Below are 10,732 nucleotides of genomic sequence, written 5' to 3'. Positions count from 1 at the left end.
GGGGCAGTGCGCACGGCCCCCCAGGGCCGGGTGCACTGCCCCTCCGCACGCCGACTTAAAGGCGATCCCGCCGCGACGACGAAGTCGGCGCCATCAAACACAGCCTGCCGAGCCAACCCACCTACCCAGCCCCGACTAACTACTGATGAGCCTTAGCCGCCCTCAACGCGATCCACTGCCGCATCGCATACTCAACCAACGTGATCAGCGTCTGCTTAGTCGACTCCCGCTCCCGTGCATCACACCGCACAATCGGGATACTCGAATCAATAGACAACGCCTCGCGCACATCATTGATGTCGTGCTCCAGCACTCCATCGAACGTGTTCACGCCAACGATGTACGGCAACCCGCGATCCTCGAAAAAGTCGATCGGCGCGAACGAATCCGCCAACCGCCGAGTGTCCGCGAGCACGACCGCCCCGATCGCACCGCGCACCAGGTCGTCCCACATGAACCAGAACCGCTGCTGGCCGGGCGTGCCGAACAGGTAGAGGATCAGGTCCGCGTCGAGCGAGACGCGGCCGAAGTCCATGGCGACCGTGGTGGTGGTCTTGTACGGGGTCTGGTCGAGGTTGTCGATGCCGCGGCTGGCGTCGGTCATCATCGCCTCGGTGGTGAGCGGAACGATTTCCGACACCGAACCCACGAAGGTCGTCTTGCCCGCTCCGAAGCCGCCCGCCACCACGATCTTCGCCGATGTCATGGTCGGGGGCGCGGTTTCCCGCGGTGCCTTAAAGCCGACGGAGTCCACTCAAAACCCTTTCCATCAACATCAAGTGTGCTTCGGCGCCGTCCTGGCCCGAGATCGTCCGGTGCACGGTGACGAGGCCGGCGTCGGCCGCGTCGCTGATCAGCACCCGTGCCACCCCCAGCGGCACTGACAGCACCGCGGCGATCTCCGCCACCGAACGCGGGGTCCGGCACGATTCCATGATCGAGATGCTCTCGATCTGTTCCGCCGCCGCCTGGGGGAAGCCCCCCGCGGCGACATGGTCTTTGGTGGAGATCAGGGTCTCCAGTTCGAGCGCGTAGTTCGCCCGGGTGCGCCCGCCGGTGAGAGCGTACGGGCGCACGATCGACGTCTCCTCGGCCGGGTCCACCCGATCGTGGCGCTCGGGGCGGACGATCGCCGACGGCATCGAGAACTCGCCGCTCGGCGGTCCCGGGTCGAAGAGCCCGCCTGGTCTGGGGCCGTCGGAGTCCGTACTGCCCGGTGGAGAGACGAGAGAGGTCACACCATCTCCTTGGTCGGCCGGCGGCACAGGGGCCGGCGGCGGGTCCGCTGCCGCGTGCGCTCCCGCGGCGGGCGGCGCTGGGGACTGGGATTCCTTCGTTTCTTTGCCGCTCTTCTTCCGTTTTCTGCGCGAGCGGCCCGAATCAAGGCTGAACCCGTTGAGGACGTCGGCGAACGTGCCGTCGTCCCCGGCGGCGGGCTCCTCCCCGCGCGGGGGCTCGCCGCCGGTACCGGGCTCTTCGCCGAACAATCCGGACCCCTGGCTCATCGCGCCATCATCCCACCGGTTCGCCGATCAGCGAGCCCCCGGCGCCCTGCAGCTGCGCGCGCAGCTCGGGCGTCAGGATCTGGCCGACGCGGTCGACGAGCATGGTCATCTCGTAGGCGACCTGCCCGATGTCGCAGTTGGGCGCGGCGAGGATCGCCAGGCAGGAGCCGTCGCTGATGGACATCAGCACCATGATGCCGAGTTCCATCTCGACGACGGTCTCGCGCACCGAGCCTGCCTCGAAGCACCGGGCGGCGCCCTGGGTGAGGCTGACGAGCCCGGACGCCACGGCGGCGAGCTGGTCGGCGCGGTCGAGCGGCAGCCGGTTGGAGGCCGTCAGCAGGAGACCGTCGGCCGACACGACGACCGCGTGCGCGACGCCCGGGACGCGGTCGGCGAAGTCGTTCACCAGCCAGCCGAACTGGTTCTGCTGCGGCTGGGCCGCATTCGGCGAGGTCATTCACCCTCCAATGTTTCGTGGTTCGTCTCAGCGGCCTGCGCGGTGCGGTGCCTGCCGCGCTGGATCCCCTGCTGGAAACTGCTCAGGCGACCGCGCACGTCGTGCGCGTCGCGGGACGGACGGGGGCTCGCCGACCCGGCGGGCGGCGGTGCGCTGCCGGGAAGCAGTTGTTCGCCCCGGCGGCGCCGAGGCAATCCTGCCGAAGTGAAGGAAGCGGGCGTCGACTGGGACACCGACTGGACTGTCCGCCACCCTTCGTCGGAACCGAAGTTCCACTCAGCGGTAGCTTCGGCAGGATCTGGGGCGGGGCTCGCCGAACCGTCGGAACCGGCTGGCCCAGAAGGCACCGAGGGCGCCTGCGGGGCGTCCTGTCCGGCGGAGGACTGCCGCGACGGAGCCTGTCCCGGCACCAGCGGCTGACCCCAGAGCCCGGTCTTGGCCGGAGCCTGACCCGGAGTCCCAGCCTGACCCGGAGTTCCGGGCTGGCTCGGCATTCCGGACTGGCTCGGCGACGCGGTCGGTCCGGACGTTCCCGCCTGGCTCGGCGACGCGGTCTGTCCAGGCGTTCCGGACTGTGCCGGAAGGTTCTGGCCCGGCACCCGGGTCTGGCCCAGTCCGCCGGCCAGCCCCTGCGCCGAAGCCGGAGCCGAAGCGGCGGGAGTCGCCGGAGCCTGGTCCGCCGTCGTGCCGGACTGCGCCGCGTTCTCCGTCGGCTGTCCCGGCGCGGCGGCCGGGGACTGCGTGGCGCTGCGCCACGTCGTCAGCGGCGAAGCCTTGCCCGGCACCGGGTTCTCCGCGGGCGTGCCCCACAGCGAGGTCTGCTCCGTGCCCTGCGGCGAAGCAGGCGGTGCCGATGCCTGTCCGTTCGCCGAAGCGGCGTCCGTCTTCTCCGGCGCCGCGGTCTGGCCGTTCGCCGAAGCCTGCGCCGCCTGCGACGCGGGAGTCTGTCCCGTGCCGGAGACCGCCGCTTCGAGTCCGGCGACTGCTGCCGGGACCTGGTTCGGGTCGGCGGTCGGCGGAGCGGGCGGGAGGCTGCTCGCGCCCTTGCGGCGGGTCGGCAGGTTGTCCGGCTTGTCCGGCCGGACGCCCCGGTTCGGTTGCGGCGCGGGCAGTTCCGTGCGCTCGGCGGCGGACTGGCGCGGCCATCCGCCGTCCGGGTCGAACGCGGGGGGCACGGCCGGGACGGGAGCCGTCTCGTCCGGCGAGTCCGCGTCCGCGGGCCGTCCGCCGAAGCCGGCGGGCGCGTCCGTCTCGCCGGAACCCGGCTGGCCGCCGAAGGAACCGGCCGAACCCGGGGTGCGCTGCGGCATCCCGCCGGGACGGTTCTGGTCCGCGGGAACGCCGAACGCGCCCGCGACCGTCTGCCGCCGCCGGGTCGCCGCGTCGTGGGCGCGAGCCCGCTCCGGCGACGTCGTGGCGCTCGTGGCGCTCGTGGCGCTCGAGGAGTCCGCGACACCCGCGGTACCGGAATCCGCGGTGCCGCCAGTGCTTTCCGGCTCCGTCCCGCGAACTTCCTGCCGGCCGCGCGTGACGCCGCGCTGGAAGCTGTTCAGCCGCCCCCGCACGTCCGCCGGGTCGCGGACCGGGAGGTCCAGGAGACCCTTGCCCGGTGCTTCCGCCGGGGGCACCGCCGGTTCCGGCGCGGCGCTGCCCGGCATGAGCTGTTCGCCGCGGCGGCGCCGGGGCAGGCCCGACTTGGTGAACGAGTTCGGCTCCACTTGGTACAGTGCCTGCACTGTCCGCCAGTTTTCGTCGCTCGCGAAATCCCAGTTGCGCTGCTGCTGTTCCTCGTCCGCTTCCGGTTCCGCGGCCTTGCCCGGCGCCGACGCCGACGAAGCGGCCGGAGCGGCGGCGGGCGGAGGCTGTGCGGGCGAACGGAACCAGGCCGACAGCATCTCGTCGAAGATCGGCGTGTTCTCGATCGTCGTCTCGGCCGCGGACGGCGGCGGGACCTCCGGCACCTGCTGCGCGGCCTGGTTCCACCAGTCGCTCAGCGTCGTCGCGTTGGCAGCGGAGAAGAGGTCCTTGCCCGAGGGCAGTTCGCCGTCGCGCTCGTCGCGGGTTTCCGCGGCCGGTTCCGGTTCGGGACGCGGCGGCGGGACGTCGACGGTCTGCGGCAGCTTCGGCGCGGGCGGCGGCGGGGCGGGCGTGTCGTCGTCGCGCGGGATCGGGCTGAACAGCGCGGTTCCGGACACCTCGAGGTCGGACGGCGGACGCGCGACCTTGTCCCCGGAGAAGCCCGCGAGGTCGCCTGCCGACGGCCAGCGCTGGGTTTCCTCGGAGTTGCTTCCCTGCTGCGGAACGAGACCCGGCACGGCCGACCCGTTGGTCGAACGCTGGCGCCGCGGCAGCCCGCCCGGCGCGACGGGCGGCGCGGCGAGGCTCGCCTTGGGCCCGGGCAGCTGGCCGGGTTCGGACCGGTCGCCCGGCACGGTGGCCAGACCGGTCATCACCAGCTCCGGCGGCACCACCACGGTGGCCCGCACGCCGACGATGTCCTTGCCGCCGTGCAGCGAAACGCCGATGCGGTGGCGCCCGGCGAGGCGGCCGACCACGAACAGGCCCATCCGGCGCGAGGTCGCGAGGTCGACCGAGCCCGAGTCGGTGAGCCTGCCGTTGGCCTCCACCACCTCGTACTCGTTCATGCCGATGCCCTTGTCGAGGATGTCGACGTTGAGCGAACCGTCCTCGGCGAGCCGCGTCGCGACCGTCACCTGGGTTTCCGGCGCGGAGAACGCGGTCGCGTTGTCCAGCAGCTCCGCGATGAGGCGCTGGACGTCGCTCGCGGCGAACCCGACGATCTTCACCGCGGGCGGGTGCTGCACCGAAACCCGCTGGTACTGCTCGATTTCCGACACCGCGGCGCGCAGCACGTCGTGCGTGGCGACCGGCTGACCGGAACGGCGGCCCGGCTCGGCGCCGGAGAGGACCATCAGGTTCTCGTTGTTGCGCCGCATCCGGGTGGCGAGGTGGTCCAGCTGGAACAGCGTAGCGAGCTGGTCGGCGTCTTCCTCGTCGCGCTCCAGCCGCTCGATCAGCTGCAGCTGCCGCTGCACGAGGCTCTGGCTGCGCCGCGACAGGTTGACGAACACGCTGGAGTAGCCGGCGCGCATCGCGGCCTGTTCGGTCGCGAGCCGCAGCGCCTGGCTGTGCACCTTCTCGAACGCCCGCGCGACCTCGCCGACCTCGTCCTGCACCTGGACCGGCACCGGCTCGACCTCGACGCTCTGCGCGCGGCCCTCCTGGATGTTGCGGACCGCCTCGGGCAGGTCCTTCTCCGCGACGTCCAGCGCGCTGCGGCGCAGCACCTTCAGCGACCGCAGCAGCTGGCGGGCGATGACGAACACGACCGCGGCGGCGGCGGCGAGCGCCGCGAACAGCAGCACGGCCAGCAGGCCGGCGCTGCTGCCGGCGTCCTCGACGAGCGAGGACGACGCCGCGGTGAGGTCGGTGCTCATCCGGCCGGAGACCTCGGTCAGCTGCGAGACCACCGCGTTCGAGGCGTTGTTCCACTCCTGCGGCGATATCCGCTTGAGCGCGTCGTCGGTGGAGACGCCCTGCCCGCCGAGCACGGTGCCGAGCATCCGCTTGCGGTCATAAGAGGTGTCCGGCTTGAGCGTGCTCTCGAAGTCGAGACGCTGCGGCGCGGTGGCGGCGGCGTTGAAGTCGGCGACGCGGTCGTCGAAACGCAGCTCCGCGTCGCGCACGTCGCTCAGCTGCTGAGGGGTGAGCGTGCCGGCGGAGATGCCGTAGCCCACCAGGGACTGGGTGACCGACACCTGTTCTTTGGCGGCTTCGAGGTCGTGCAGCGCGCTCGGGGTGCTGCCGAGCGCGTCGGCGCTCGCGCCCGCCGACACCGCGGTGTCGGCGCCGATCAGCGCGCTGGTGACGGCGTTGTAGTCGCCGACGGCCTCGGCCGCGTTCAGCAGGCCGGCCCCGACCTGCTGGCGGATCACCGCGATCTCGTTGACCTGCGCGGTCGCCGAGTTCACCGCGCCGGACACGCTCGAGCCGTCGGCCCCTACCCGGGCGGCCGCCTCGGTGAACGGCGCGACCGCCGCGTCGGTGGCCGCGCGGGCAGCCTTCAGTTCGGGGGTGACGCCCGAGGTGCCCGCGATGAGCTGGGAGGCGGTCTGCGTGCGTTCGCGCTGCAGCCCGTCGGTGAGCGCGCGCAGCTGGGTGCTCAGCGCGACGAGCCGGTCGATCCGCTGGTAGTCGCTCGAGCGCGAGACCTGGCCCGCGATGGCGGTGATGCCGAGGACGAGCGCGAGCACGATGGGGACGATCGTGACCGCGGACAGCTTGACCGGCAGGCTCCAGTCCCGCCAGCGCAACGCCGCCCGCCAGCCCGACGACGAGCGCGGCCGCTTGGGCGGGCGGCCGAGCAGCTTCTCCACAGGCACTTGGCCTTCTCCTGCAACGGTCACGAAAGTGACTCCCTGTCCGGCGTCGTGGCGGCCCGTCGGCGGTTCCCGCGGTTCTGTCCGCTCCCGGTGCGCGATGCGCTCCCGGGGCGGAGCCCCGCGGTCCGTCTGCCCGCGCGTCCGACCGGTGGCGGGCACGACTCGGCCGATCCTTCACCGGTCCGGGAGACGATCGGCTTCCCGGGACTATGCACGTGCACGACGCAACTTGCGGACTGCACGGCGGTGGTCGAGATCAACTTGTCTGCGCCTATCGATCGCTGCGGGCGGCTGGGGCCAAAGAATCGTACACCAATCGCCGCCTGCGTTATTGCGTTCCGCATCGGGGGGCTGACCTGGGAAAATAGTCGAACCGCACGAACTCGGAGCCGCGGATTCGCACACGATCGCCCGCCGCGGGAATTCCGGTTACCCGGTGCTCTCGGCCTCGGCGTCCGGCCGTCACCCGATTAGCCCACACAGGGTAAGCGACACCCTCGATGGGACTACGCTCCGTGCCCCCATCGAGTGGGTGCACCCGGAAGTTGAACCCGATGTTGTGGAGATGCAGCGACGCGCCGCTCGACCCGGTGATTTTTGCCAGCCTCCCTTCCCTGCCTGGGAATCCCCGCCCGGCCGCGGACCTGCCCGCCGAAGCGGAGCGGCCGCCCCGCCCGGCGGCTACGACCGGTCACCGTATTGGATCTTGACCGGCCCGTCACTCCGCCATCTGCCGCAACCCGGACCACTCTCGGCAACTCCCCGTGACACGGGTGCTCACTATTCCGAGTGATCAGCCTGTGATCTGCCCGGACGCGCCGTTTCGCGCTATTTCCCGGGCGAAAAGGAATTTCCGGTGCCCTCGCGAACCGGCTTTTTCCGCGTTCCGGCGGCGTCGTTACTATGGCCGCCTCCCAGTCCGCAAGGGCGATCCGGGCGCTTTCTCGAACGCCGCCCGGCGCCATCCACCGCGCAAGTTGCCGGAGGCAGCCATGCACAACGTCGCGCGCACCACCGGACCGGCCGCCTCGGCCGAGGACACCGGTCAGATGCCCGCGCTGTTCGACCGCGAAGGAGGCGACGCCGCCCCGAGCGGCAGGCGCCGCAAGCGCGGTCCGGACTACGAGCAGATCCAGCGCAGCCCCCAGTTCCGCTCGCTGCGCAGCCGCTTCCGCCGGTTCGTGTTCCCGATGAGCGTCGGGTTCTTCGTCTGGTACCTCGTCTACGTCGTGCTCGCCGCCTACGCGAGCGACTTCATGAGCACGCCGGTCTTCGGCCTGGTCAACGTCGGCATGCTGCTCGGCCTCGGCCAGTTCGTCACCACCGCGGCTATCACCGCGCTGTATGTCCGCTTCGCCGACCGCGAGATGGATCCGCGCGCCGCCGAGATCCGCGCGCAGAACGCCGTCACGGAAGGAACCCCTCAGTGACCCTCGCGACCACCACGTCGCTCGCCGAAGGAGCTTCGGCGAGCAACCCGTTGATCAACACCGGGGTGTTCGCGCTGTTCGTCGCGATCACCCTGTTCGTGGTCTACCGCGCGGGCAACCGCCGCTCGTCCACGTCGGGCTACTACACCGCCGACAGCGCCTTCACCGGACGGCAGAACGGCGTCGCGCTCTCCGGCGACTTCCTGTCCGCGGCCTCGTTCCTCGGCATCGCCGGCGCGATCGCGATCAACGGCTACGACGGCTTCCTCTACTCCATCGGCTTCCTCGTCGCGTGGCTCGTCGACCTGCTGCTGCTCGCGGAGCTGCTGCGCAACACCGGCCGTTTCACCATGGGCGACGTGCTCAGCTTCCGGATGAAGCAGCGTCCGGTGCGCGCCGCGTCGGCCACGTCGACGCTGGTGATCTCCTTCTTCTACATGCTCGCGCAGATGGCGGGCGCGGGCGGCCTGGTCGCGCTGCTGCTGGACGTCCACTCCAAGTGGGGCCAGGCGCTGGTGATCACCGTGGTCGGGCTGGTGATGATCTCCTACGTGCTGCTCGGCGGCATGAAGGGCACCACCTGGGTGCAGATCATCAAGGCCACCATCCTGCTCACCGCGGCCTCGCTGATCACCGTGTTCCTGATGGGCAAGTACGGCTTCAACTTCTCGAGCCTGCTGCGCGCGGCCACCGACCACAGCCCGATGGGCAAGGACCTGCTCTCTCCCGGCGGCTCCTACGGCAAGAACGGGACCACGAAGCTCGACTTCGTGTCGCTGTCGCTGGCACTGGTGCTCGGCGTCGCTTCGCTGCCGCACGTGCTGATGCGCTTCTACACCGTGCCGAACGCCCGCGAGGCGCGCCGCTCGGTGGTGTGGGCGACCGCGTGCATGTTCGTGTTCTACCTGTGCACGCTGGTGATCGGCTTCGGCGCGGCGGCGATCGTCGGACCGGACGAGATCAAGGCCGCGCCCGGCGGCGAGAACTCGGCCGCGCCGCTGCTGGCCCTGCACGTGGGCGGGACGGTGCTGCTCGGCATCATCTCGGCGGTCGCGTTCGCGACGATCCTCGCCGTGGTGGCCGGGCTGACGCTGACCGCGTCCGCCTCGTTCGCGCACGACGTCTACGCGAACGTCATCAAGCGCGGCAAGGCGGAGCCGGAGGACGAGGTCCGGGTCGCCCGGCTGACCGCGGTCGTGATCGGCGTGTTCGCCATCGTCGGCGGCATCCTCGCCAACGGACAGAACATCGCGTTCCTCGTGGCGCTCGCGCTCGCGGTGGCGGCGTCGGCGAACCTGTCGACGCTGCTGTACTCGCTGTTCTGGAAGAGGTTCAACACCACCGGGACGCTGTGGAGCATCTACGGCGGGCTCATCGCCTGTGTCGTGCTGGTGCTGTTCTCGCCGGTGGTGTCGGGTGCGCCGGACTCGATCTTCCCGAGCGTCGACTTCCACTGGTTCCCGCTGAAGAACCCGGGCCTGGTGTCGATCCCGGTGTCGTTCCTGTGCGGCGCGATCGGCACGTTCGTCGGCCGCTCGAAGGGCGACCCGGCCAAGCACGCGGAGATGGAGGTCCGGTCGCTGACCGGCATCGGCTTCGGCTCCTGACCCGCCGAGCACGAAAAAACCGCGGCGCCCGACCTTCCGGGCGCCGCGGTTTTTTGCTGCTCAGAAGACGTCGCGCCCGGCCTGCACGCGGTGGGTCACCCGGCGTTCGACGACGAACGACACGAACGGGACGCATCCGGCCAGCAGCACCAGGACGGTGCTCTTGATCGACCAGCGGGCCTTGATCGCGAGGTCGATGGTGAGCACCAGGTAGATCATGTAGAGCACGCCGTGGATCGGCGAGTACACCTGCGCGGGCGTCGCGTTGCCGAAGCCGTACTCGATGATCATGGTGGCGCAGAGGGCGAGCAGGCCGACGCCGGTCACGTACGCGCTGGCGCGGAACCGGGTCAGCGAGCCGGACACCTTCGACTGGCGGGTCGGGGCGGCACCGTCGGTGCTGGTCGTCATGGGAGCGTCCTCATTTCCGCGGGCGTTCAGGACTGCTGGTCGCGGGCGTTGAGCTCGCGCAGGTAGCGGTTGTAGGCGGCGAGTTCGTCGTCTTCTTCGACGGGAGCCGCGGCCGGTCGCGGAGCGGGCACGCGAACCGGTGCCGGCGCTGCCGGTTCGGGCTGGCCGGCGGCTTCCTCCTCGCGTTCGCGCAGCTTCTTGATGCGCCAGAACATGAACGCGGGGAAGAGCCCGAAAAGCGGCCATTGCAGCACGTAGCCGAGGTTCTGGAAGGTGCCGGTGGCGGACGTGAACCGGTCCCACTGCCACCAGGCCAGCCCGCAGCACAACGCCAGGCTCACGACGCTCGTGGCGACGATCATGAGCCGGCGCCCGAGCGGGGACACGGCCGGGCCGGGATCTGCAGGCACGGTATCGACGCTAGCACTGGCGCGAGGAAGCGTTGCTGAGAGGCGGCGAGGTCGTGACCGGGGCCCCACCCGGCACTCGCCGGCCGATTCGCCGCGGCTGAGGTGCCGAAGCCGGCTTCGGACGGATCCCTCGAGCACTGCTCGCGCCGGGACGGCTTCGCTGCTTTGCCCGGACTCTCAGCTCGGTCAAACGCCCCCAATGCCACATTCGGTGCATGCCGCGCCCCCAATGCCACGTTCGGTGCATGCCGCGCACCGAACGCCACATTCGGTGCATGCCACGCACCGAACGCCACATTCGGTGCGTCCAGCGCACCCAATGCCGCATTGGGGCTTTCCCGGGTGCGCGGTGTGCGGAGGCTCGCCGTCGAGTTGCTCGCCAGGGCGGTTCGGGGCACCGGCTGGCAAGACGGGTCACGTGCCCTCGCTCCCGCGGAAGTCCGTGAAGGGCTCCTTGAGGGAAATATTATAAAAAAAAGCGGACCACCAAAGAGGGGGGGTATATA

At 70.6% G+C, this 10,732-nt stretch carries 8 protein-coding genes; 2 read left to right on the top strand and 6 right to left on the bottom strand.

Features of this window, described 5'->3' with window-relative positions; all coding sequences use genetic code 11:
- Positions 1–139 precede the first annotated feature (139 nt).
- Genes ACFXI3_RS10910 through ACFXI3_RS10895 form a run of 4 tightly spaced genes read right to left on the bottom strand, consistent with a single transcriptional unit; the run spans position 140 to position 6,392 of the window.
- Positions 140–754, bottom strand: coding sequence for an ATP/GTP-binding protein (locus ACFXI3_RS10910; protein ID WP_093574469.1), 615 nt, complete (start codon positions 752–754; stop codon positions 140–142).
- A complete protein-coding gene (locus tag ACFXI3_RS10905) occupies positions 735–1,505 on the bottom strand; it encodes a DUF742 domain-containing protein (RefSeq protein ID WP_344267783.1) in 771 nt (256 codons plus the stop codon). Before ACFXI3_RS10905 ends, ACFXI3_RS10910 begins: the two co-directional genes overlap by 20 nt.
- Positions 1,506–1,512: 7 nt before the next feature.
- Positions 1,513–1,965 carry a roadblock/LC7 domain-containing protein gene (locus ACFXI3_RS10900; protein ID WP_037809909.1) on the bottom strand — a complete coding sequence of 151 codons (453 nt, stop codon included), beginning with the start codon at positions 1,963–1,965 and terminating at the stop codon, positions 1,513–1,515.
- A complete protein-coding gene (locus ACFXI3_RS10895) occupies positions 1,962–6,392 on the bottom strand; it encodes a nitrate- and nitrite sensing domain-containing protein (RefSeq protein ID WP_378399390.1) in 4,431 nt (1,476 codons plus the stop codon). Before ACFXI3_RS10895 ends, ACFXI3_RS10900 begins: the two co-directional genes overlap by 4 nt.
- A gap of 968 nt (positions 6,393–7,360) precedes the next feature.
- On the opposite strand from ACFXI3_RS10895, the gene ACFXI3_RS10890 reads away from it, so the two are divergent.
- Together ACFXI3_RS10890 and ACFXI3_RS10885 are read left to right on the top strand one after the other, a co-directional pair.
- Positions 7,361–7,798: a DUF485 domain-containing protein gene (locus tag ACFXI3_RS10890; RefSeq protein WP_344267789.1), complete on the top strand. Its 438-nt coding sequence runs from the start codon at positions 7,361–7,363 to the stop codon at positions 7,796–7,798.
- Positions 7,795–9,405, top strand: a complete 1,611-nt coding sequence (locus tag ACFXI3_RS10885; protein WP_344267791.1) for a cation acetate symporter — start codon at positions 7,795–7,797, stop codon at positions 9,403–9,405. Before ACFXI3_RS10890 ends, ACFXI3_RS10885 begins: the two co-directional genes overlap by 4 nt.
- Before the next feature lie 60 nt (positions 9,406–9,465).
- On the opposite strand, the gene ACFXI3_RS10880 is transcribed toward ACFXI3_RS10885, so the two are convergent.
- Both ACFXI3_RS10880 and ACFXI3_RS10875 read right to left on the bottom strand, forming a co-directional pair.
- The gene (locus ACFXI3_RS10880) at positions 9,466–9,816 is read right to left on the bottom strand and encodes a DUF3817 domain-containing protein (RefSeq protein WP_344267793.1); all 351 of its coding nucleotides are present in this window, start codon (positions 9,814–9,816) and stop codon (positions 9,466–9,468) included.
- 26 nt (positions 9,817–9,842) lie between these two features.
- On the bottom strand, positions 9,843–10,178 hold the full coding sequence (locus tag ACFXI3_RS10875; protein ID WP_378399392.1) for a hypothetical protein: 336 nt from the start codon (positions 10,176–10,178) through the stop codon (positions 9,843–9,845).
- Positions 10,179–10,732 lie beyond the last annotated feature (554 nt).

Source organism: Amycolatopsis sp. NPDC059235, from assembly GCF_042754125.1.
GTDB classification, from domain to species: Bacteria; Actinomycetota; Actinomycetes; order Mycobacteriales; family Pseudonocardiaceae; genus Amycolatopsis; species Amycolatopsis albidoflava.
This window is presented reverse-complemented; position numbering and strand designations above follow the sequence as displayed.

What these genes read in the sequence shown, in the direction of transcription:
- ACFXI3_RS10905 (WP_344267783.1), bottom strand. Translation starts at nt 1,505, where the DNA reads ATGAGCCAGGGGTCCGGATTGTTCGGCGAAGAGCCCGGTACCGGCGGC.
- ACFXI3_RS10900 (WP_037809909.1), bottom strand. Translation starts at nt 1,965, where the DNA reads ATGACCTCGCCGAATGCGGCCCAGCCGCAGCAGAACCAGTTCGGCTGG.
- ACFXI3_RS10890 (WP_344267789.1), top strand. Translation starts at nt 7,361, where the DNA reads ATGCACAACGTCGCGCGCACCACCGGACCGGCCGCCTCGGCCGAGGAC.
- ACFXI3_RS10880 (WP_344267793.1), bottom strand. Translation starts at nt 9,816, where the DNA reads ATGACGACCAGCACCGACGGTGCCGCCCCGACCCGCCAGTCGAAGGTG.
- ACFXI3_RS10875 (WP_378399392.1), bottom strand. Translation starts at nt 10,178, where the DNA reads ATGATCGTCGCCACGAGCGTCGTGAGCCTGGCGTTGTGCTGCGGGCTG.